The sequence below is a fragment of the Aquibium sp. A9E412 genome (genome assembly GCF_030398335.1).
GTDB lineage: Bacteria > Pseudomonadota > Alphaproteobacteria > Rhizobiales > Rhizobiaceae > A9E412.
On the sequence record NZ_JAOAOP010000004.1, the window covers coordinates 29,384 to 50,848 of the forward strand.

General features: G+C 62.7%; 21 protein-coding genes and 1 pseudogene. 11 read left to right on the top strand and 11 right to left on the bottom strand.

All coding sequences use genetic code 11. From position 1 onward, the window contains the following. Nucleotides 1–27: 27 nt before the first annotated feature. The 5 genes from N1F89_RS03210 to N1F89_RS03230 all read right to left on the bottom strand — a co-directional run bounded on the left by N1F89_RS03210 (nt 28) and on the right by N1F89_RS03230 (nt 8,947). Nucleotides 28–2,097 (bottom strand): AIPR family protein, encoded by a 2,070-nt coding sequence (locus tag N1F89_RS03210; RefSeq protein WP_290081422.1) that lies wholly within the window; start codon nt 2,095–2,097, stop codon nt 28–30. Continuing rightward, nucleotides 2,094–3,068: a PD-(D/E)XK motif protein gene (locus N1F89_RS03215; RefSeq protein WP_290081424.1), complete on the bottom strand. Its 975-nt coding sequence runs from the start codon at nt 3,066–3,068 to the stop codon at nt 2,094–2,096. Before N1F89_RS03215 ends, N1F89_RS03210 begins: the two co-directional genes overlap by 4 nt. Beyond that, the gene (locus N1F89_RS03220) at nt 3,055–5,793 is read right to left on the bottom strand and encodes a Z1 domain-containing protein (protein ID WP_290081425.1); all 2,739 of its coding nucleotides are present in this window, start codon (nt 5,791–5,793) and stop codon (nt 3,055–3,057) included. The genes N1F89_RS03215 and N1F89_RS03220 overlap by 14 nt, the downstream gene beginning before the upstream one ends. Continuing rightward, nucleotides 5,790–7,283 (bottom strand): ATP-binding protein, encoded by a 1,494-nt coding sequence (locus N1F89_RS03225; RefSeq protein WP_290081427.1) that lies wholly within the window; start codon nt 7,281–7,283, stop codon nt 5,790–5,792. The genes N1F89_RS03220 and N1F89_RS03225 overlap by 4 nt, the downstream gene beginning before the upstream one ends. Before the next feature lie 83 nt (nt 7,284–7,366). Further along, nucleotides 7,367–8,947, bottom strand: coding sequence for a DNA cytosine methyltransferase (locus N1F89_RS03230; RefSeq protein WP_290081429.1), 1,581 nt, complete (start codon nt 8,945–8,947; stop codon nt 7,367–7,369). Between the two features lie 40 nt (nt 8,948–8,987). Here N1F89_RS03230 and N1F89_RS03235 point away from each other — a divergent pair, with 40 nt between their 5' ends. After that, nucleotides 8,988–9,452, top strand: coding sequence for a very short patch repair endonuclease (locus tag N1F89_RS03235; protein WP_290081430.1), 465 nt, complete (start codon nt 8,988–8,990; stop codon nt 9,450–9,452). Between the two features lie 25 nt (nt 9,453–9,477). Here N1F89_RS03235 and N1F89_RS03240 read toward each other — a convergent pair whose 3' ends face one another. Together N1F89_RS03240 and N1F89_RS20680 are read right to left on the bottom strand one after the other, a co-directional pair. Next, nucleotides 9,478–9,894 carry a hypothetical protein gene (locus tag N1F89_RS03240; protein WP_354670304.1) on the bottom strand — a complete coding sequence of 139 codons (417 nt, stop codon included), beginning with the start codon at nt 9,892–9,894 and terminating at the stop codon, nt 9,478–9,480. Between the two features lie 65 nt (nt 9,895–9,959). Then, nucleotides 9,960–10,043, bottom strand: a pseudogene (locus N1F89_RS20680) (hypothetical protein); the annotation flags it as partial. Between N1F89_RS20680 and N1F89_RS03245 the strand changes: the two are divergent. The 6 genes from N1F89_RS03245 to N1F89_RS03270 all read left to right on the top strand — a co-directional run bounded on the left by N1F89_RS03245 (nt 10,008) and on the right by N1F89_RS03270 (nt 17,156). Then, complete coding sequence (locus N1F89_RS03245) at nt 10,008–10,910, top strand: zinc ribbon domain-containing protein (protein WP_290081432.1); 903 nt, start codon at nt 10,008–10,010, stop codon at nt 10,908–10,910. The pseudogene N1F89_RS20680 and the gene N1F89_RS03245 overlap by 36 nt on opposite strands. Continuing rightward, the gene (locus N1F89_RS03250; protein ID WP_290081434.1) at nt 10,907–11,302 is read left to right on the top strand and encodes a hypothetical protein; all 396 of its coding nucleotides are present in this window, start codon (nt 10,907–10,909) and stop codon (nt 11,300–11,302) included. The genes N1F89_RS03245 and N1F89_RS03250 overlap by 4 nt, the downstream gene beginning before the upstream one ends. Nucleotides 11,303–11,459: 157 nt before the next feature. Continuing rightward, nucleotides 11,460–13,838, top strand: coding sequence for an EcoAI/FtnUII family type I restriction enzme subunit R (gene hsdR / locus N1F89_RS03255; RefSeq protein WP_290081435.1), 2,379 nt, complete (start codon nt 11,460–11,462; stop codon nt 13,836–13,838). Nucleotides 13,839–13,855: 17 nt separating this feature from the next. Beyond that, nucleotides 13,856–15,421 (top strand): class I SAM-dependent DNA methyltransferase, encoded by a 1,566-nt coding sequence (locus tag N1F89_RS03260; protein WP_290081438.1) that lies wholly within the window; start codon nt 13,856–13,858, stop codon nt 15,419–15,421. Further along, a complete protein-coding gene (locus N1F89_RS03265; protein WP_290081440.1) occupies nt 15,421–16,578 on the top strand; it encodes a restriction endonuclease subunit S in 1,158 nt (385 codons plus the stop codon). The genes N1F89_RS03260 and N1F89_RS03265 overlap by 1 nt, the downstream gene beginning before the upstream one ends. Before the next feature lie 2 nt (nt 16,579–16,580). Further along, on the top strand, nt 16,581–17,156 hold the full coding sequence (locus N1F89_RS03270; RefSeq protein WP_290081441.1) for a hypothetical protein: 576 nt from the start codon (nt 16,581–16,583) through the stop codon (nt 17,154–17,156). A 20-nt stretch (nt 17,157–17,176) separates the two neighbouring features. On the opposite strand, the gene N1F89_RS03275 is transcribed toward N1F89_RS03270, so the two are convergent. From N1F89_RS03275 to N1F89_RS03290, 4 genes are all read right to left on the bottom strand, one after another. Further along, complete coding sequence (locus N1F89_RS03275; RefSeq protein ID WP_290081442.1) at nt 17,177–18,088, bottom strand: three-Cys-motif partner protein TcmP; 912 nt, start codon at nt 18,086–18,088, stop codon at nt 17,177–17,179. 27 nt (nt 18,089–18,115) lie between these two features. Continuing rightward, entirely contained in the window at nt 18,116–18,874 is a 759-nt protein-coding gene (locus N1F89_RS03280; protein WP_290081443.1) for a phage Gp37/Gp68 family protein, read from the bottom strand. 544 nt (nt 18,875–19,418) lie between these two features. After that, on the bottom strand, nt 19,419–19,667 hold the full coding sequence (locus N1F89_RS03285) for a hypothetical protein (protein WP_290081444.1): 249 nt from the start codon (nt 19,665–19,667) through the stop codon (nt 19,419–19,421). 35 nt (nt 19,668–19,702) lie between these two features. After that, nucleotides 19,703–20,089, bottom strand: a complete 387-nt coding sequence (locus N1F89_RS03290; RefSeq protein WP_290081556.1) for a helix-turn-helix domain-containing protein — start codon at nt 20,087–20,089, stop codon at nt 19,703–19,705. A gap of 102 nt (nt 20,090–20,191) precedes the next feature. Here N1F89_RS03290 and N1F89_RS03295 point away from each other — a divergent pair, with 102 nt between their 5' ends. The 4 genes from N1F89_RS03295 to N1F89_RS03310 are packed head-to-tail and all read left to right on the top strand — an operon-like array spanning nt 20,192 to nt 21,464. Beyond that, a complete protein-coding gene (locus N1F89_RS03295; protein WP_290081445.1) occupies nt 20,192–20,581 on the top strand; it encodes a mercuric transporter MerT family protein in 390 nt (129 codons plus the stop codon). Between the two features lie 12 nt (nt 20,582–20,593). Then, a complete protein-coding gene (locus N1F89_RS03300; RefSeq protein WP_290081446.1) occupies nt 20,594–20,911 on the top strand; it encodes a hypothetical protein in 318 nt (105 codons plus the stop codon). Next, nucleotides 20,908–21,327, top strand: a complete 420-nt coding sequence (gene merF, locus N1F89_RS03305) for a mercury resistance system transport protein MerF (protein ID WP_290081447.1) — start codon at nt 20,908–20,910, stop codon at nt 21,325–21,327. The genes N1F89_RS03300 and merF overlap by 4 nt, the downstream gene beginning before the upstream one ends. Next, nucleotides 21,324–21,464 carry a hypothetical protein gene (locus N1F89_RS03310; protein WP_290081448.1) on the top strand — a complete coding sequence of 47 codons (141 nt, stop codon included), beginning with the start codon at nt 21,324–21,326 and terminating at the stop codon, nt 21,462–21,464. The genes merF and N1F89_RS03310 overlap by 4 nt, the downstream gene beginning before the upstream one ends. The last annotated feature ends 1 nt before the right edge of the window (nt 21,465 follow it).

The following is a 21,465-nucleotide window of genomic DNA, read 5'->3' on the forward strand; positions in this document are numbered from 1 at the left end:
TTTCTGCCGTTGCGGAGGAAGCTCAGCTCAACCAGATACAAGCCCCTGGTCCTTCATTCGTTCGAGAACGCTCATGGCATGCTTGGACTGGAGTTCGCTCGGCAGCTGACGCGGCATCGAGGCACAGACCTGAAGGATCTGCTGATCCTTCGGAGTGAGTTTCCGGTCTGCGACGCCCCGCGCCAGGATTTCTCGCCAGAAATCGGGCCCGCGATTCACCACCTCCGACTGGGCGGAAATCCCGTCCATCTCCCGCTTCTTCTTCCTTTGGTCGCGCTCGCTGGTACGGGCAATCTCCTCCAGAACCAGACAGCCATCGAATTCGGCATCGTAGTCCAACCTGCGTCCCTTCAGGCCATTCCAGCAGGCCTGCTGCTTGGCCCATTCCGACATGTTGCGCACGCCGGACGGGGGATGGGTGATCACGTCATTGGCCTCGGCGGCGGCCAGTAGAAGAGCGCGCTGGAGGGCTTCCGGAACGGCCTGACGCCTCCAGATCGTGTCGAGGTCCAGCACCTGCTTTTCGCCATTGGAATCGTGGAATACCTTCGCCATGGCGTAGGTGACGATGTTGGCGCGGTAGCCACCCTCGTACCAGGGCTGCTTCGGAACCTCTGCCTCGAGCTTGCGGAAGATGATAGCCTTGGCGATCAGCCGACGGTACCAGAGTTCGTCATACTTCGCGTCGCTCTTCGACCAGGCTTCGCCGAGCTCCTTGGCGAACTCGGCGAAGTTCTTCTGCGCGCCCCGCGAGACGATGTGGGGCTGTCCGGCGGCCGAGTACTCGAACTTGGCAAGGTCGGTCTTGCCGAAAAGCTGCGCCTTCGGAAACTCCAGATCGAACTTCTTCTGCTGGGCGGCCGTCAGGCGGCCGCGCGCGTTTATGAACTGCCCGCGGGACCGCTCGTAGAACCACTTGCTGTCGTGGCGTTCCCCCTCGCGCGCAGTGAAGATGACGCTGCGCGAGAATTGCTCGATCCGGATGTGGAAGGGGTGGTTCGAGAAAAAGTCGGCCGCGTTCACCTTGTTCTGGGTGTTGGCGTATTCCGAGATCTTCGGGACGATGTCCTCGGACCGGTCTGGGGGCACGACCGTCAGCTTCATCTGCACGAAGACTTGCGGAAGCTGCTCCCTCGCGGATTTCAGCCCGGCGTGGATCGATCCTGTCGTCTGTGCGCCGTTCACGATCTGCAGGTTGCTGATCGACGAGATCGCGAGTCCGTCGTCCGTCCGGACGCAGCTCACGTCGTCGGCCGTGGCCGACAGGCCGTTGTTGTAGGGAAAGAAGAGCTCGGGTTCTTCCCTGACGGTCTTCTGTATACCCTTGTTCGTCTTGGCCCGTGCCTGGAGGAAGGAACGCACATTGGCCTCGAGGAGGCGCGCGCCCCAACGATCGTAGATGGCTGCGAGCTGCTCACCGGGTACAATCAGCAGATAGCTTTCGAGGGCCGCGCCGGTCTGCGAGGCCTTGAGCGCGGGAAGGGGGGCGCCGAAGTCGTTCGCGAAGTCGATGACCATGTCCTCGCGTGCCTGTCCGGAGCGGTCGAACCGTTCGAACCGGGCCAGATCCCAGACCGACCAGGTGATCGGCACGTCGCCCATTTCCGCAAGCTTCACCGTATCATCGCGGCCGATGTACTGACGGTTGGAAACGAGGATCAGCTTAACCTTGGTGACCTGCGACCAGGTCGCTATGATCAGGTCGGAGACTTGGAATGCGGGACTGACCTCGTTCAGGGCGTCGCGGAATTCCTCGGTCCGGGCCTTCTTCAGGAAGCGGATCAGCGGGTTGAGGATGGGTGGAACGTCGCCCTTGCCGAAGGTCTGGACCTCGTCGCTGTCGACGAAGTCGCAGACGATCAGGCCCAGAACCCCCTCGCTGTCGCGCGGGTCTCCCGCGTATCCGTCGATCCTGAGCTTCTGGCCTCCCTCGCCACTCTGGTAATACGCCCGATCGGCCACCTCCAGCTCGCCCGCTTCCGTCAGACGCTCGGTCATCCGGTCGAAGAACGCCTCGACCATCAGGACACCGCTTGCGTCGGCCTCGCGGCGGATGTCGGCCATCAGGTTCTGGTGATACTCGTGAAGCTCGCTCATGGTTCTTCCTTGTCGACGAGATTCGACCGAACGACGTCCCAATCCGTCCGGAAGGGAGCGCAGGCCGAAAGCGCGAGGGCATAGGTCACGCTCGTCACCCCAAGCGGGACGGGAGCGGCTATCCGGGGAAATCCTTCTGCGACCGCATGGAACTCTGGGGACGAGACAATCCAGCGCCAGGCGGAATAGTCGTGCAGAACATCGTAGCCCGCATCGGCCAGATGCAGATCCCAGTCCATGATGGCGGAGGGCTCCGTCCGTTCGAGGAGGTCCGTAACCTCGTCCACATGCTCGGTCAGTGTCCGGCCGTGGGGTGGCTGGACCTTGTCGACGGCGAGAACCCCCAGCCAGAGACGGCGCTCCGGCACGTCGGCAAGCTGGTGCTCGCTCGTGATCTTCACGAAGGGCTGTGAGGCCCCGCGCCGGGCCTTCACCTCGATACAGTCGGCCTTGAGCTCGAAATCCTTCGGGGCGCCCGAGGGGCCTGTCCATGCGGTGAGGGCAGGTTTCGCGCTCAGAGTGGCGATCAGCAGCTTCAGGACTTCGATCTCGCCGATCAGACCCTTCTGTGCCTCCTCCGACAGGACATCCAGCTTTCCGCCCCGCAACAGGTAGTGCCAGCGGAAGGTGCGCCCGATGGCCCGCTCCAATGCTTCAGCCTCGGTTTCGGCAAGCTCGCCCGCCGCCATCACATCGCGGCAAAGGGTCTCGAACAGTTCCAGCTGTGCATTGTCCTTAAGCCGGATGTAGAGGATCGGCCCACCCGGCAGCGTCTGGAACCTGATCTCGAGGTTTCTGAGCTTGGGCAGATCGGGCGCCGGTTTCGGGAGGTTCGACAGCTGCAGGACAAGGGCGGCATCGGCGCGTGGCATTACCGCCCAGAACCAGTTCCAGCGTGCAGAGGCAGCAACGCGCCGCGTGTCGATCTTTCCGGCCTCGAGACCGGACCATGGCGTGTCATTCGGGATCACCGAGCGCCTCCTCCTCGACTTCCTCCTCGCCGAACATCTCGCGCATGCGGATCGTGTTGACGACGTATTCAACAGTGCCGCCCTGAACGTCCGACGGCGGGAAGCAGATGCTCCAGGCAAGGACGATACCCGGCAGCTTTCCGTGCAGCGCTTCGTCTGAGACGGTGGGGGCCACGAAACGTAGGATGATCAGCGGACGGCGCCCCGGTACTTCGCAAAAGATGCGCGGCGGAAGGGTCTTCGGGACTTCTTTCCCCTGGCGGTTGCACTCTTCGCGGAAGGCCTGGGTCGCGGCATCTATCTGTTCCGCGGTGAGGCCGACGCGCTCGTCGCCGGGCGAGCCAACCCGCCTGCTGGTCCCACTGATTGCAAGCACGCCCTGGCGCAGATCGGCCTCGCCAACCGATCTGCCGAAGGACCGCATCCTGATCCCTGCCAGTTCATCCTCGGTTGCATCCGCCTTCTGGGCGCTGGCAAACAGGACGTCCCATTCCTTCAGCTCGGTGTCGGCGCGGGCATCGATGTAGTCGCTCATCAGCCGGGGATCGGTCAGTGGATCGGCGGCATCGGCGCGGAACACCCGCAGGAAATCGCGCACCAGATCAACGGGGACCGACCTGTAGAGGATACCCCTGGACGGGTGATCCGCAGCCAGTCCGCGCGCCCTGATGGCCGCCACCAGATCCTGTCCCGCATTCCGGTTACGATCCAACTGCTCACGATCGGTGCGTATCCGTGTGGTCTCGACCAGCTTGCCTGCCAGCCCGACTTTCATGGGAAACTCACGACCGGTCCCCATCTTGTTTCGGGCTGTCACGATCAGCGATTCCGGATGGCTGCGCACGGCCAGCCCGAACTGCTCCGGCGTGGCCTTCGCCAGTTCCATGCGCTTCAGCTGGGCCTGGAGGTCGTCCATCGCCTCATGGATGTGGGCATACCAACCGACGCCATCAGCGGGGATCCACACCCGGCACAGATCCTCGTAGCCCGGCCGATATCCGAACCAGCGCCCCATCTGCATGAGCGTGTCGTACATCATGGAGTTCCGCAGGAAGTAGCTGACCGTCAGCCCTTCCAGCGTCAGCCCGCGTGACAGGGAGAACCCGCCGACGGCAATGACGGTCACGCCATGTTCGCCACCCTGATCATAGTCGAGCGCCTGGGACCGTTTCGACGCATTGACCTCGACCACGCGGGCGGCAACCAGAACCTCGTGCAGCCGTGCCTGCACGTCGGACCAGTCGGCACCTTCAGCGTTTGCGTATTCCGCTTCCCACACCGCATGCAGGGCAGCGATCTCCGGGTTTCGCAGGGCGGCATGCCCCTTGCCGCCGTCGACCGCAACCGCGTCCCTGATGCGGCCGACGACATCCGCCACCCTCGACCTCAGTCGCCCCTGGACATCCGTGAAGCGGGAGGCATTGACCAGCATCGAGGCATGGGCGGCCTGCTGGCCACGCGCGTTGCGGATCGCACGGGCAACGACGAAGGCGCGCACGGCCTGCACGAGGCTCTCGGGCAACACATCGACCGGATGGTCGATCTTGTGCTTCATCGGCAGGATATCCTCGTTGTCGTCGATCAGGCGAACGTGCTGGTCGCGGGCGTCGAGGAACACCTTCTGCGCACCGAAATAGTTCGACGGCGCGTCCAGACCGATGATGAAATGGCGCGGGAACAGGTCCTGCTTCAGCGCCTCGTCATCGGTGTCCGGGTCGATGAAGATGTTGGCGAAGGGCGTTGCCGTGTAGCCGACATAACAGCTGCGGTGAAACAGCGAGAGTAGCTCGCGGATCTGGCCGTTGATGCGGGTGACCTCGTCGCGGGCATAGGCGGTGTTGATCGAGGCGTTGTCGGCCTCGTCGTCGATCAGCAGCATCGGCTGGCTGACCATCTGGGTGCCCTGATGGACGGAATGCTCCTTCAACCATTCCAGCAGGTTCTTCAGCGTGCTGGAATTCTTTTTGATGACCAGGACGACGGGCACGTTGTACTGACCGATCTGGCTGGTGTTCGTGGTGGCGGTCGCCTTGTTGAAATCGCGGAGAGTGTTGGTCAGCGAGACCGGGAATTCACGCTGATCGAACGTGCCCACCCCGATGATCTTCTGCCGCTGCGCCTTGTTGGCATGGGCCAGCCGCCCTGTGTCACGGCCGATGAAGCCCTCGTCGATCCGGGCCTGGGTCTGGTTGCGCAAGTTGTTGTGGATGCCCGCGATCACCACGATCAGGCGATAGCCTGCGTCGGCCGCCTTGCAGATCAATCCTGTGTAGTTCGCGGTCTTCCCGCTCTGGACGTGTCCCACGACCATGCCGCGGCGGCTCCAGGGGCTCGTATTCTTGGGATCGCCAAGGCGATCCAGCACCCGGTCCGTCACTTCGTCCGTGGCGTCGATCACCGACTTCGGCAGTCCCTTGAGGTTCAGCAGCCTGCGGTACCGGCTCCAGTAGAAGTCCCCGATCTCGCCATTGATCCGCGCGTCGTGCAGCCAGGGACGGAAATCCTCCGCGTCGACGATGGCGCCGAGGCCCATGCTGATGCCGTACTTCTCCTCGATGAGGCGGGCGAGTTCCTCGACTTCATCGTCCTCGACCTTTCCGGCAAACATCGGCGTACTGCGCAGCTGCGCAATGATGTCCCGGATAGACTGCGCGGTATGCGGCCCGGTCTGCGACGCCATGTACATGGATGTCATGCCTTCGAGGCTGCTCAGCAATGGCTTCACGACTCTTCCCTTGTCTCGATCAATGCCGCGATGATGCGCTGGGTGTCCTCCCAGGCCGACCGGAAAGGATCGACGTCCTTCATCAGCGACATGATTTCCTTGATGTCCTTCCGGGCACCCATGAGGACGGAAAGCGTCGCTTGGACGGCCTGAGCCAACGTATCCTCGTCCACCCGATCGGGCACGATCTCCTCGGCTGTGCCCGCCATGTCGGCATGCAGGGTTTCAATCGGAAGCGATGCCCCGACCAGCGCGATGCAATTGAAGAAACCGCGCCGCAGGTCCGATGGCAGGTTTTCGGCGAAATCGGCGAAAGCGGGATGCTCGACATTCGGCCGATATCTGATCTGTCCATCGGCCTGGATACGATGCCACATCGGCAGTCGTTCGTGATTGACCAACTTCTGTCCGCGTTTGTTGTAAGTTCGCTTGGATCCTGCCTGAATCCGCTCGATCACCTTCTTCAGGCGGTCGCGGACGATGGGGGGCAACTGCGCCGACGATTTCTTGACGTCGATCTTCCAGTCGGCGTCCATGCTGTTGGGGATGTCGATCCTGACGCGGGACAGCTTGGTGAGCTCGGACTGACGGCACAGGCGAAACCAAGTTCCGAAGATGATCAGGCGCTTGCCGCGGTAGAGATAAAACCCCTGGGACTTCAGATGGCCTTCGGGGCCGGCGATGTCCTCCCAATCCGTCTTGCTCATCTGTTTGTGATGCGGAAGCGTGAAGCTCTGGATTTCGACATCACCATGGATGAGGGCAAGTCGTTCCTCCGGATCCGCGATGGTTGCGGGGTTCTTCCGGGCGAAGGGATCCAGTGGCCGCAACACTCGGCCGTTCAGCAGGATGCGGAGTGGCTTGGCTTCCTCCATGAAGCGATGAAACACGAGGCGCAAGTGCCTTTCGGTTTCTGCAATCCTCTGGTTGATGACTTCGGCGCGCTTGGCAGCATCGTGGGAATAGCCGCCGGTCAGTCGATCCAGCTTCTGCCAGAGAACGAGCGTGCCCGTGGTGCCCAAGTGATCAACCGCGGGGATTCCGGAGGTCTCATCGGGCAATTGCACGGCCCATTCGTTCCTTCCCGCGACGTCATCAAGATCCCAGATGGCCGCACTCGTCTGGCCTGCCTTTCTCGAAACAACGGTCAATCGTCGGCATTGCGAAAAGCTCGCGCTCTTCAGGCCAAGACCGAAACGACCGAGATCAGGCTCGTCACGGGTTGCCAGCGGGTTCTGGCTCCCGGGGCGCATGGCGGCGACAAGTTCATCTTCCGTCATGCCTTCACCATCATCGACAATCGCGATGTGTGGTTCGTCGGAATAGGTCTCTGTGATGATCTGGATTCGGCGCGCGCTCGCCGTAATGGAGTTGTCGATAATGTCAGAAATAGCGGTTTCGAGGGAATACCCGATGTCCCGCAGCCCCTCAATCAATGCCGCCGCGTGAGGGGTTGCATCTGCCCGTCGTGAAACACTTATTTCCTTCATGCGAACCCTTGCCCGAACCACTTGATCTACTCTTGCGCGAACAGGATGGCGTTACAAGGCGCACAACGAGCCAAACAGTACGCTCAGGAGCTGTGGGTGCCAGCTTTTGTCATGGATGCGCGGACCAGAGCCGCGATCTGCCGTGCAAGCAACGGTGGGACGGCGTTTCCGACCTGGACATACTGCTGCGTCCGATTGCCGAGGAAGAGATAGTCGTCGGGGAAGGTCTGCAGCCGGGCCGCCTCGCGCACGGTCAGGCTGCGGCACTGAATCGGATCGGGATGGATGAAGTAATGTCCATCCTTGGATATGTGGCTCGTGACCGTGGTCGAGGCCTCGTCGGCCAGCTGGACCCGGAAACGGTCGTTGAAGACGCCGCTATGCCAGTTCCGGTGATCCGGGCTGAGTGCGAGGGGAAAATCGGCGGCCTTCGGGCTGTAGCCGCGTATGGTGCCGAACACGGCGGCGAAAAGGTAGCGCCCGAGATCCGAGGCCATGTGTCCGCGCGTCTCGTGCTGGGCAATCGCACGCAGTTCCGGCCGCTCCAGCCAGCGTGGCAGTTCGTCGTTCGAGGCGCCATAGCCTTCCGGCAGATACGACGCCGTGCGAGGGGTTGGCGATCCGTCTTTCAGGCGCTTCGCCACTGACGAGAACGCGTCCCGAAGTGAGTCGTCACCCTTGCCCCAGTGCATCCCGGCCAGAAGTTTCGCTGCCTCGACAACCTCGCGCCGCCAAGCCGAGGCATCATCCTGGCCGCGGCTGATGCCACTGCGCAGGGCAGGCATCGTCCCGATGGCGTCGCTGACCGATCGCGCCATGCCGGAGACGGCGATGCTTGCACCATCGGCTCTGCGTGCAAGGTCGGACCGGATGCCTACGATGATCACCCTGTGGCGCCTCTGCGGAACGCCGAACTCCTCGGCGCGCACGATGAAATCCGACGGTTGCGCCGCCTCCCGCAGACTGGCCTTACCATCCTCGACCTCGATCGCTCTCAGTTCATAGAGATGGCCATGACCAGTGCCGAGCGAGGACAGATCCTCCATCAGCATCTCGAACACGAGGCGGCTCTCGACCGTCGACGAGAGCATCCCCTTCACGTTCTCCATCACGAAGGCGGCGGGCCGAAGCCTGTCGAGCACCCGGATGTACTCGCGGAACAGGTAGTGCCGCTCGTCCTTTTCCGGCACATAGCCGCGTTTGCCCCGGGAGCGGGCCCGTCCCACGAGCGAATAGGCCTGGCAGGGCGGCCCGCCGATCAGGATCGTGTCGTCGAAGTCGCGGCGCAGCTTCGCGATGGCGCCGTCGATCGCTGCCGCCGCGGCTTCGGTACCGAGTTCCAGGCCGCGCGCCTCATCGATGGCCATGCGCCATGCTTCGGCGTCGACCGCAGACCAGTCCGGCTCGGGGATCTGCCCCGCATGGAAGTCGATGAACTGGTCGGGCAAGGTGTCGTGCCGTGCCTGGTATTCCCGCAGGAATGCGCGCAGCGTCAGGGTGCGATGTGCCGATGCCTCCTTCTCGACCGAGATGCCGATCCGGAAGGGCGCATGCCCGTCCTCGACGAGGGAGGCAAAGCCCTCGCCAAGTCCGCCGGGACCGGCAAACAGATCGACGACACCGAAAGTGGCTGGCAAATCAGGCTCCTGACGAAAATCATTCATAAGGTGTATACCAGGTTCGGCAGCGAAGACCAGGAGGCTCGTGACGGATATTGTCGACAAGCAGACCCGTTCCCGGATGATGGCCGGGATCAGGGGCAAGGACACGAAGCCCGAACTGGCGCTCCGCCAGGCGCTGCACGCGCGCGGCTTCCGCTTCCGTCTCCATGCGAAGAATGTCCACGGGCGTCCGGACCTCGTGTTTCCGAAGCACCGAGCGGTCATCTTCGTGCATGGCTGTTTCTGGCATCGCCATGAGGGCTGTCGCTACACCACCACCCCAGCCACACGGCCGGAGTTCTGGCAGGCGAAGTTCGAGACGAACGTTGCTCGGGACAGCGCCGTTCGCACAACGCTTCTGGAAAGCGGATGGCGCGTGGCTACGGTGTGGGAGTGCGCTCTGCGGAAGCCGGGTCAGGTTGCCGCATCAGCCGAATTCCTGTCCGGCTGGCTTGTGTCTGACGAAGGTCAGATCGAGATCGGAGAGGAAGGCACGCGGTCCCCCTGAACCGGATTCGGTGCTGACGCTCGTCTCAGCCTACCTTCGCCCCCCAGAACGATGTGTGATCGGCCGCGAAATACCCGTCCGCGACTCGGAAATACCCCTGCAGCTCCACGGTATCGCCCGCCTGAAGTTCCACCATGGTCTGGAGCCAGAGCGCCGTCGCCTCGGAGACATGGGCCCCCGATATCTCCCCCACCGAGCCGCGGATCTCGGTCGTGCCGTTCAGCACCAGCCGCCCGCTCATGCGGGCCGAGGTGCTGGCATTGACCTTGTAGAGCAGCGTCGCGCCGAAGAGATAGGTGCCGTCCACCGGCGCCACGAACCGGTTGTTCGCGGCGTCGAAGGCCCCCTGATCGTTGGTGTCGGTATTGTTGATGCCGATTTTCGTCCAGGTGTCGACAGCGACGTAATTGTCGTAGTTGGTGTAGGCCTTGAAGCGCGGCAGCCGGGGCTGTCCCCCGCCGCGTAGTCGGCGAGGATCGCCTTGCGGGTCTCGGCCGCCAGATCGCCGTGGATCAGGGCGGCGGAAACGCCCGCCGCCCTGAACGCGTCGGTGACATGCTCGGCGTGCGCGACGGTGGAGCAGAACACCACGGTCTGCCGATCGCCCGCCTTCTCCTTCCAGTGGCGGATCACCTCATCGGTGACGGGGGCGCGGTCCATGATGCCCGCCACCTCCGCCATGTCGAAATCCGACATGGTCTTGCGGACCGAGCGCAGCTCGTCCTGAACACCCACGTCGATGACGAAGGTGCGCGGCGGCACGAGATGGCCCGAGGCGATCAGCTCGCCCAGCCGCACCTGATCGGCGACATTGTCGAAGACCTCGCGCAGGCCCTTCCTGTCGCCCCGGTTCGGCGTGGCGGTGAGGCGGTGCACAAGGGCGAAAGCTATCCCGGCGAGCACGACCCGATCATCGACCGCAAAACGTGGGACCGCGTCCACGCCATCCTGCAGGAGAGCCCGCGCAAGCGCGCGGCCCGCACCCGCGCCAACACGCCCGCGCTGCTGAAGGGGCTGCTGTTCGGGCCCGATGGCGCCGCGTTCTCACCGACCCACACCCGCAAGGGCGCCAGGCTCTACCGCTACTACGTCAGCCAGACAGTGCTGAAGCATGGTGCCGGGTCATGCCCCGTGGGCCGCGTGCCGGCAGGGGAGATCGAGGCCGCGGTCATCGACCAACTCCGTGCCGTGTTCCGGCAGCCAGAGATTGTTGCGGGCACATGGAAGGCGGCGCGCGCTCACGCCGACGACATAACCGAGGCTGACGCTCGTTCGGCTCTGCAGCAGCTCGATCCGCTGTGGGACGAACTCTTCCCCGCCGAGCAGGCGCGGATAGTGGCGCTGCTGGTTGAAAGGGTCGACATCGGTACGCGCGGGCTCAACTTCCGGCTCCGGATGGACGGCCTCGGAGGGCTCGCGCACGAGATGCTGTCTGGCAACATCGGAGCAGCGGCATGACCCGCGCGACGGCGATCCCCGAGACGGTCACAGTCCACGTGCCATTCCGCATCGTGAAGCGCGGCGGGCGGAAAGAGATGCAGCGGCCATCAGGCACCCAAGCGCGCGGGAGGCCGGACGATACGCTCATCAAGGCGCTCGCGCGCGCGTTCCGCTGGAAGAGGATGCTCGACAACGGTGACTTTGCCACGGTAGCCGACCTCGCCGCAAAGGAAGGCATCGCTGTCTCCTACCTCACACGAGTGCTTCGGCTGACGCAGCTTGCGCCCGATCTCGTCGAGGCGATACTCGACGCACGGCAGCCCCCGGGCCTGACGCTTCAGTCGCTGCGAGTGCAGATCCCCGATGAATGGTCGAGGCAGCGCGAGTCCTTGCTGCCAGGGACGGAATAAGGCTTGCGGCATCAGTCGGCCACGCTGTAGCTTCTCCGAGCCGTTGTCAGGCGAAAGAGCTGCCAAACCAAAGAATTGCGCGTTGATCTGAGCCGAGTTCTTTGACAAGCCGTTTGCTGCGCGATGGCATGTCGAAACCGGGCGAAGTAGATTGCGCATGAACGAAGCCGATACCTGCAGAAAGTTCGTCGTCCCGAAGCTGCAGGAAGCAGGCTGGGATGATCGCCCGCACGCGATAAACGAGCAGAGAACTTTTACTGACGGCCGAGTTGTATTTGTCGGCGGCAAAGCTCGCCGTGGCAAGCAGAAGCGCTCAGACTATCTTCTCCGATATAATCCGGATTTCCCGATCGCCGTCGTTGAGGCCAAATCCCGCTACCGGCACGCTGCGGAAGGGCTCCAACAAGCCAAGGAATATGCAGAAATCCTTGGTCTTCGTTTCGCGTATTCGACCAACGGGATCGAGATTGTCGAGTTCGACTACACGACCGGCATCGAGCAAACGATTTCGGATTTCCCGGCACCTGATGACCTTTGGGCCCGGCTCCGCCACGCCGAGGGCATTGTCGACGACCAAGTGGCCGAACGGCTGCTGACGCCCACCTTTCCAGACCGAGCCAAACCCCTTCGCTACTATCAGGAAATCGCCGTGAACCGGGCCGTTCAGGCGGCGCTTCAGGGCAGGAAGCGGGCACTGCTCACCCTGTGCACCGGAGCGGGCAAGACGGCCGTCGCCTTTCAGATCTGCTGGAAGCTATGGTCAGCGCGCTGGAATTCCAAAGGTGTCAACCGGAACCCAAAGATCCTGTTTCTCGCCGATCGCAACGTCCTGGTGGACGATCCGATGGCAAAGGACTTCAGCCCATTTGGCGACGCGCGTCACAAGATCGCCGGCGGTTTGGCGGTCAAGAGCCGCGACATGTATTTCGCGATCTACCAGTCCATCGCGCGTGACGAGAACCGCCCCGGCCTCTACCGAGAGTATGCGCGGGATTTCTTCGATCTCATCATCATCGACGAATGCCATCGGGGCAGCGCCAGGGACGACAGCAATTGGCGGGAGATCCTCGAGTGGTTCGAGCCTGCGACCCAGATCGGGATGACAGCGACGCCGCGGCGAGAGGATAACGTCGACACCTACAACTATTTCGGCGATCCGCTCTATGAGTACAGCCTCGCGCAGGGCATCGCGGACGGCTTCCTGGCCCCGTATCGCGTCCATCGCGTCATCTCGGACTACGACGCCGCGGGATGGCGGCCGACGCGGGGTGAACTTGATCGCTATGGGCGTGAAATCCCCGACGCCGAATACTCCACGCGGGACTTCGAGCGGGTCGTGGCGCTGCGGGCTCGAACTCAGGCCATTGCGAGACATCTCGCGGGCTTCATGGCCGAGACCGACCGCTTCGCGAAGACCATCGTCTTCTGCGTCGACCAGGAACACGCGCTCGAAATGCGGCAGGCGCTCGCCGCCCTGAACACCGATCTCGTGAAGGACCATCCCGACTACGTCTGCCGCGTTACGTCCGACGAAGGCGATGTGGGAAGCGCGCACAGGGCGAAGTTTCAGGATGTCGAGACCCAGACGCCGGTCATCCTCACCACGTCGCAGCTTCTCACGACCGGCGTGGACGCCCCGACCTGCAAGAACGTTGTGCTCGCGCGGGTCGTGGGCTCCATGCCAGAGTTCAAGCAGATCATCGGACGGGGCACCCGTCTCAGGCCTGACTACGGCAAGCTCGCCTTCAACATCATCGACTACACCGGAACCGCGACGCGCATGTTCGCCGATCCCGCCTTTGACGGCGATCCCGTCCGCGAGGACGAAGCGGTCATCAATGCCGACGGCGACATCGTGGAAGAGCGCGAGATCGAAGACGTGGCGCCGGATCCGGACGATCTTCCTGAAGGGCCCGATATCCCGGATGGACCCGTCGAGTTGGGGGACGAGGGCGAGAACGGGCCCCGCAAGTTCTATGTCGACGGCGGCGAGGTAGCGATTGTCCGGCACCTCGTGTACGAACTCGATTCCGATGGGCGGCAGCTCGCCTGCCGCCAGCTTACCGATTACACCGGCGACAAGGTTCGCACGCTCTATCCCAATGCGTCGGAACTGCGCACGGACTGGCTTGACCCCGAACGCCGGGCGGAAATCGTCGAGCGGCTCGAGGAGAAGGGCATCGACCTCGACTCCTTGGCTGATGCAGTCGGAAAGCCGGAGGCCGATCCGTTCGATCTCCTTTGCCATCTGGCATATAACGCGCCGCTGCGAACCCGGCGCGAGCGCGCTGACCGTCTGCTGAGAGAGCAGGACGAGTTTCTGGACCGTTTCGGGCCGGATGCCCGCGAGGTCTTGGATGCCGTGCTTGAAAAGTATGCCGAACATGGCAGTGCCCAGTTCAAGCTACCTGACATCCTGGAAGTGCCCCCGTTCAACGAGTGGGGCAACGTCATCGAAATCGCCGCCCGCTTCGGCGGGGGCAAGGAGCTGCGCAGCGCCGTCACCGAGCTGCAGCGTCTGCTCTACACCGCTTGAATTGAAGGAGATCCAACTTGGCCAGAACCGCCCGTAAGAAGGCTGAGCCGAAGCAACTGACCACTGCCCAGCGTCTCGACAGCATCATCAAGTCCGCCCGCAAGATCATGCGGAAGGACAAGGGGCTGAACGGCGACCTCGATCGGTTGCCGATGCTCACCTGGATCATGTTTCTGAAGTTCCTCGACGACATGGAGCGGATCGAGGAGGGACGCGCGGAGCTCGCAGGCAAGGACTATCGCCCGATCATCGAGGCTCCTTATCGCTGGCGCGACTGGGCGGCGGATGCGGATGGCATCACCGGCCCGGACCTCCTGTCGTTTCTCGTTTCCGAGATGACGGAGCGCCCGGACGGCACCCGCGGCCCGGGACTCTTCGCCTATCTCCGAGGCTTGCGCGGCGACAATGGGCGGCGCGAGCGGCGCGACGTGATCGCCACGGTCTTCCAGGGCTTCGCCAACCGCATGGAGAGCGGCTACCTGCTGCGCGACGTGGTCAACCTGATCGACGGCATCCATTTCGACTCGTCGGAGGAAGTCCATACCCTCGGCCGCCTCTACGAGACGCTGCTGCGAGAGATGCGCGACGCTGCAGGAGACTCGGGCGAGTTCTACACGCCTCGGCCGGTCGTGCGGTTTATGGTCGAAGTGACCGACCCGAAGCTGGGCGAGACCATCCTCGACCCGGCATGCGGAACCGGGGGATTTCTGACCGAGGCCTTCCAGCATCTCGAGCGCCAGGCCGATACAGTCGAGAAGCGGCGCATCCTGCAGGAGGACAGCTTCTTCGGTGGCGAGGCCAAGTCGCTGCCGTTCCTGCTGTCCCAGCTCAACCTCCTGCTGCACGGCCTGCACGCCCCGCGCATCGACCCCGGCAACGCCCTTCGCTTCCGTCTGGCCGAGATCGGTGAGGATCAGCGGGTCAATGTCATCCTGACCAATCCGCCGTTCGGCGGTGAGGAGGAGACAGGCATCCTCAACAACTTCCCCGAGGACCGGCGCACAGCCGAGACGGCGCTGCTGTTCCTGCAACTGATCATGCGGCGGCTGAAGCGCGCCGGGCGCGGGCGGGCCGCGGTCGTCGTTCCGCACGGCACGCTGTTCGGCGATGGCATCTCGGCGCGGATCAAGGCGGACCTGCTCGAGAAGTTCAACCTGCACACGGTGGTCCGGCTGCGTGAAGGAGTGTTCGCGCCCTACACGGACATCCCGGCAAACCTGATCTTCTTCGACACGACCGGACCGACGAAGGACATCTGGTACTACGAGATGCCGCTGCCTGAGGGCCGCAAGAAGTACTCGAAGACCGCACCGATGGCCTATGACGAGTTTGCGGACTGCCTCGCCTGGTGGAAGAAGCGCGAGCCGAACGAGCGTGCCTGGAAGGTCTCGGCCGCTGACCTGATCCAGCGTGACGATCAGGATCGTGTCGTCGCCTGCAACCTGGACATCAAGAACCCCCATTCCGGTGAGGTCGTCGATCACCGTGCGCCGGCCGAGATCGTAAACGCGATCATCGCGCAGGAACAGCGGATCATCGGCATCATGGACGAGATCAAGGCCGTGCTGGGGGAGCGGGTGTGATGGCCACCGCAAAAGTTCCGCTCTCAGATCTGATATCCCTGGTTTCTGATCCTTGCCGCGTCGATCCGCGCGGCAGCTACCCAAACCTCGGGATATACAGCTTTGCACGCGGCGTCTTTGGCAAGCCACCGATCGACGGCGCCCAGACAAGCGCTACCACGCTCTATCGCGTCCGGAGCGGCCAGTTCATTTACAGTCGGCTTTTTGCGTTTGAGGGAGCCTACGCCATCGTTCCCGCAGAAATGGATGGCGTCTTCGTGTCGAACGAGTATCCCACCTTCGAGGTCGATCAGGACCATCTGTTGCCTCGATACCTGTACTGGTTATTCCAACGCCGTGACGTGTGGCGGCAGGTCGCGGTCGGCGCCAAGGGAATGGGCGATCGCAGGCAACGTGTGCACCCCGACAAGGTGCTGAGCTATCGGATCGACCTTCCATCTCTTGGCGACCAGCACCGCATCGTCGAAAAGCTCGACCGGGTTGCGGCACTGGTGGACGAACGCCGCAACGCCATCGAGGCGGCCGAGCGCGAAACGCAGGCGCTGCTGCTGAAAGCCTTCCAGCGCGCCATCGATGGCGCCCCCCTGCGCCCCATGGCCGAGGTCGCGCCGCTGGTGCGCCGAGAGGTCGAGATCGAAGCCACCCGGGAATACACGGAGATAGGCGTCCGCAGTTTCTACAACGGAATATTCCACCGCCGGACGATGCCTGGTTCTGAGTTCAGCTGGCAGAGCCTGTTCTGGGTGAAAGAGGGCGATCTGGTATTCAGCAACCTCATGGCTTGGGAAAAAGCTATCGCCGTTGCGGAAGCGCATGACGAGGGCACGGTCGGAAACCACCGCATGTTGACTTGCGAGGTCAATCCGAAGTTGGCGACGCCGGGCTTCCTGATGGCCTATTTCAGAACGTACGAGGGCTTCTCGAGCATCGTTGGGCACTCGCCCGGCACGATTGCCCGCAACAAGACGCTGTCATCCAAAAAGCTTCCGACGATCCTCGTGCCGACGCCGCCGGTGGAGACCCAGAAGTGGTTCGACCGCCTGCGGGCAAAGACGCAGGAAGCCCACGCCATCCGCGCCAACACCGCTCAGGATGTGGAGTCCCTGATTCCGGCCATGCTGCACGAGATCTTCAACGGCGGGGCGAAGGCCGCGTGACTGTGAGCCGGGACGATCAGCCCGATCTGCTATCGGACCTTTCGGATCTGGACTTCGTCCGTCATCTGCTGGCCGACCTTCATGACGACCTGCTAGGGAAGGTCGGCCGTTTCCGGATGCTGACCGATCTGGGCGGCCAGATGGGGCGATCCGGGACGATGATTTTCGGTGGACATGCGGCCTATCACGCTTGGGTCGAAGCGCGCTCGTCGTTCGTGCACGGCAATTATGTGGCGACGATCCTGCTGTGTCAGGGGCTCGTGGAGCATTTGCTGGCGGCGTATCTTCACGCCGGGCTTCTGGTCGATGACATTCCGGATCGCATCCCGTTCGCCGACACCCTCCGCCGCTGCCGAGACCGCGAGGTAATCTCTGATGACGACGTCACCGACCTCCGTCGCATGATGGCGCTGCGAAACCCTTTGTCGCATTTCCGGCATGTCGATGACGGCAGCAATCTTGATCGTCGCAGCATCGATGAAAGCAGATCGGCGGACGACCTGCTGCGCCACGACGCGATCTTTTCGATCGGTCTTGCTGTTCGGATGCTTTCAAGGCCTGCGTTCCGGCTCGGCTAGCAATCGGGGCCGCCAGCTGGTCATCGTCGAACGGGTCGGGTCTTTGGTGGCGTGATCCGGTCACCCTTCGCCAAGATGTAGTCCGCGATCTTGTGCCCGAGGGGATGGGGCCCCGCCCAAAGCATGTAGTAGATCGGGACGCCTCGCGTGTTCCTGACGACGCTCGGTGTGGCGGCGTGGCCGAACAGGGTCTTCAAGCGGCCGACGTAGTGGTCAAGAAGCCGCTTGGCTGCATCGTCAACCTTGTGGCGGGTCGTATCCCCGAAGAGATCCGTGCGCTCGGCATAGACGAGTCTCTCCCAGTCCGCACCGCCGAAGCAGCCGTTCAGCCCCGCGCGCCAACCATCCGGTATGTCGCCTGACCGGGTGATCAGTCTGTTGATGGCCATTCCAAGCGGGAAATTGATGATCACCTCGAACTTCTTCGTTGACCCCAGAGCTGCGACGGTTCGCCAGTCCAGGTGAGGGCCATAAGGATCGAGGAAAGCAACGCCCCTTGTGTTCCGCCCTGCTATCCGCGGGACCAGCCTCTGGATCAACTCGTTCGCGTCGCCAACCTGAACGCTGATCTTTCGAGCCGGGTACTCGGCCCTCAGACCCTCGAGAAGGGCCGCGCGTCCCGCATCTGCGTCAAAGAAATGGTATTGGTTGAAGGGGTGTTCGAGGGCGAGGGCTCGGTGCGGGGAGCCTTCGATGAACTGCTCCTCGGACCGAACGAACTCGTCATCAAGAAGCTGGAGGTCTTCGTCATCAGCACCGGCCCATGCGTCGCGAATTCTTGACCGTCCCGCGCCAGCGAATGCGTCGACGTAGACCAGCTCGAAAGACTGTTTCTTCAGCGCAATGGTATAAGCGTGAAGATATGCCTCGAGGCCATCGAGCTTTTGCCGAGCCCATGGGCCAACCGTATTTTCAACATGCGATTTCTTCAATGATGGCGGTACTCCGTACGAAATGGTTCACGCTGAAATCTGATCGAGGATCGGCTTCGGGACGATTTGCCACGGAAAGCCGTTCCATTCCTCACCATCGAGCAGACGCCCGCCCGACTTTGGACGGGCGCCACCCCATTGTTTGAAGAAGAAAGCTACGTCGTCACGTTCGCAGACGTCCCGGATCTGGCGGGCCCAGCTTTCGTCCATGGGCCGAGCCCGGGGCCCGCTCTCCCCCCCGACGATGGCCCACGCGACGCCCTGCAGATCGACATTCCCGACCGGTCCGAGCAGCGGCTCGAACGAGATGAAGCGCGCGTCGGAATTGATCTGCTTCAGGTGCTCGATCCGGCTCGCGTGCGCGGCGTCCTCGACAGAAACGCCGAGCCAGATGTGCCGAGGGACCGGCCCTCCATCATACCGCTTCCGAACGTAGTTGCGCATGAGCGAGCTGCGCTTGGTCAGCACTTGGTAGACGTGCCAGTCCGCAAGCTCCATGGCGTCGAACACCGCGTCGATGAATGTATGGTCGATGTCCTTGTGGAAGAGGTCGCTCATCGAGTTCACGAAGATCATCCGCGGCTTTTTCCAGAGCACGGGCTGCTTCAGCCTCGACGGCCAGAGTGTCAGGTCAAACCCCTGCTCGTAGGGATGTCCAGGGATTCCACGCCAGCGCTCTGCGAACCGCTCGGCGTAGCAGTTGTCACAACCGGGACCGACCTTGGTGCAGCCCGTCACCGGGTTCCACGTCGCGTCCGTCCATTCGATTTCTGACTTCTGGGCCAACTGCTCGCCTCACACTTATTTCACAACGGTAACACGTGGCTGACTCAGCACAAAGCACGAACAGCGGCCGGGGTGAGATTGGTCCCAGCTGCAGCCGAACCGCGGCGCAACAGGCGGCGTTCGATCTCTGTTCCATTCGCCATCCAGATGGATTCTCCAAATCGCGTGCATCACGGACTTCGAAAGATCACTCTAAAGCAATGACTTAAAGCTGTTCACCGGAAGCGCGGCGGTTGACAGGTCCGGAGAATATCGGCCCGGAGAGAACGCTTGTGCGCCCGTCGGGACGTGGGCCGGTTAACAGCCCCACCCGCATAACCCTCGAAAACAACGGAAAAATCCGGCCGCAGCCGGATCGGTAGAACGCTTTCGCGAGGGCAAGTGGCGGAGGGAATGGGCCTCACATCCAACCTTCTCCAGGCTAAGCTACTGTTTTTTTGATGCAGAGGGGGAATATCCGCAGCGTTGCTCGCATTATGCCGCCTTCTGCTCTCCTCGATTGCATCCATGGCCGTAGAGGCTGACGTTCTGATGCGCTTGATCCTCACGCTGGAACTCGAGCGTCGAGGGAGTGATGTTGAACTTCCTCGAGCACTCGCTTGATCGTGCGCTTGATCTCTTCGAGACGGTCCCAAGCTTTCTCCTCCACGACCACGTGCGTATCGGGCGCGGCGGCATGTTCCTCCATCTGCCGGAGATGGGCGTGGCGTATGTCGGCAGCTACGTCGACGTCGCGCACCGCGTCAACGACAGCATCGTTGTCGACATTCCTGTGGTCGAGAATGACGATCACTCTTCCCGCGCCGCAGATGCAGGAATCGTCGGCGTTCAATCCAGCAGGGCGTCGAGCACCGGGCAGTCAGGAACGTCGGTTCCGCTGCATTGAGCTACCGTGCCGCTTAATGCTTTTTCGATCCGTTGCAGATCGGCGATCTTGTCCCGCACATCCTTCAGATGGGCCGCGGCGACGCTCTCCACTTCGGCACAGGTTTGGCTACGGCTATCGACGAGGCTCAGTAAACCTCTGATCTCCTCGAGAGAAAATCCGAGATCACGCGCGCGCATGACAAAGCGGAGCCGACGCACATCATCTTCACCGTAGCTGCGATAGCCGTTCGGGTCCCGAGGTGGATCGGGCATGACGCCGATCGTCTCGTAGTAGCGGATGGTCTCCAGGTTGCATCCCGTCGCCCGTGCGAGGGCGGCCCTCTGCATCGGCTTCACGGAAGCGTGACCGTTTCCCATTCGAAAAGCCCTTGAGCCTGTATGTCCTACAGACCTTAGGACTCCTAGCAGATGATCGCAAGGAGACACTGCATGGACACCACGGAATCTGCATTGCCGGGGGATGCGTCCGACGTCCCGGAAGGCCGCGGCTGGACCACCACCGCCTTGGCGGCGCTTGGCGCACTGGTCATGACGTCCTGCTGCATCCTGCCACTGGTGCTCGTCAGCTTCGGGGTCAGCGGGGTTTTCATCGCCCAGATGGGCGCCCTCTACGCCTACAAGTGGTATACCTTCGGCATCGCCGCCGCGTTCCTGGGCTATGGTTTTTACAGGGCATACCAGCCGATCCGCTGCGCCGATGGCACCTGCGCCCGCCCGATGAACCGGACCGCAATGCGCGCCGTCCTCTGGGTGGCGGCTGCGGTGATCCTCGTCGCCATGCTCTTCCCCTACGCCTCGCCCTACATCCTCTCGTTCTGAAGGAACCCTGACATGAAATTCCTGCTTCCCGGCGCTCTGGCGCTGAGCACCCTTATCTCCGCCCCTGCCTTCGCCGCCGAGCAGGTCGTCCGGCTCGAGGTCGGCGGGCTGACCTGTCCCTCGTGCTCGTTCATCGTCGGCAACTCGCTGAAATCCGTCGAAAGCGTGGTGATCGAGGACTTCGTCGAAGGCGAGGATGCGAGTGAGGGGCTTTATACGGTTCGTTTCGACGACGAAGTCACCTCCGCCGACGCCCTCATCGCGGCAGTTGAAAAGAACGGCTACCCGGCGTCGCTACTTGAAGGCCCGATGGGTGGTGAGGGCTCGTGAAGCCGGATTCCGATCATCCGAATGGGCCAGCAGAGCAGCCGGACAAGGCCCAGGCGCACCGCTTGCTGAGGGGTGGCCTCGGCGGCGCGCTATTCGCGGCACTCTGCTGTTTCACGCCGCTTCTGGTTGTCGTGCTGGCTGGCGCAGGCCTGTCGGCGGTGACGGGGTGGCTGGATTACGCGCTGTTCCCGCTGCTGTTCGTCAGCCTCGCGGTGGTCGCGCAGGCACTGTGGCTGCGCGCCGCGCGGCCCGGACCCTCCCCCAAGATCTGGGCCGCGCTCATCGCGGTGCTGCTCTCGGTGTTGATCATCGTTCTGGAGTTCCGCGGGGCGTTGCTCCTCACGTTCCTCGCCGCGGCGCTGACGGGCGCCTACGCTCTCTACCTCAATCGCCGTGCCAAGGAGGTGCGACCATGATGTCGGCTGCCTTCTGTTCTTCCGTCGGCCTTCTCATAGGCCTGTTCACGATGGCCACGCCTTTGGTGGCGATCGGCGCCATTCTTTACCTGGCCTTCGCCAAGCCGAAGGCAGGTCCGACGACGAAAGTGACTTGAT

Bases quoted from the DNA above. Each gene is read 5' to 3' on its own strand.
- N1F89_RS03210 (WP_290081422.1), bottom strand. From the start codon at position 2,097: ATGAGCGAGCTTCACGAGTATCACCAGAACCTGATGGCCGACATCCGC.
- N1F89_RS03225 (WP_290081427.1), bottom strand. From the start codon at position 7,283: ATGAAGGAAATAAGTGTTTCACGACGGGCAGATGCAACCCCTCACGCG.
- N1F89_RS03230 (WP_290081429.1), bottom strand. From the start codon at position 8,947: ATGAATGATTTTCGTCAGGAGCCTGATTTGCCAGCCACTTTCGGTGTC.
- N1F89_RS03245 (WP_290081432.1), top strand. From the start codon at position 10,008: ATGCTCGGCGTGCGCGACGGTGGAGCAGAACACCACGGTCTGCCGATC.
- N1F89_RS03250 (WP_290081434.1), top strand. From the start codon at position 10,907: ATGACCCGCGCGACGGCGATCCCCGAGACGGTCACAGTCCACGTGCCA.
- hsdR (WP_290081435.1), top strand. From the start codon at position 11,460: ATGAACGAAGCCGATACCTGCAGAAAGTTCGTCGTCCCGAAGCTGCAG.
- N1F89_RS03265 (WP_290081440.1), top strand. From the start codon at position 15,421: ATGGCCACCGCAAAAGTTCCGCTCTCAGATCTGATATCCCTGGTTTCT.
- N1F89_RS03290 (WP_290081556.1), bottom strand. From the start codon at position 20,089: ATGCAGAGGGCCGCCCTCGCACGGGCGACGGGATGCAACCTGGAGACC.
- N1F89_RS03295 (WP_290081445.1), top strand. From the start codon at position 20,192: ATGGACACCACGGAATCTGCATTGCCGGGGGATGCGTCCGACGTCCCG.
- N1F89_RS03300 (WP_290081446.1), top strand. From the start codon at position 20,594: ATGAAATTCCTGCTTCCCGGCGCTCTGGCGCTGAGCACCCTTATCTCC.
- N1F89_RS03310 (WP_290081448.1), top strand. From the start codon at position 21,324: ATGATGTCGGCTGCCTTCTGTTCTTCCGTCGGCCTTCTCATAGGCCTG.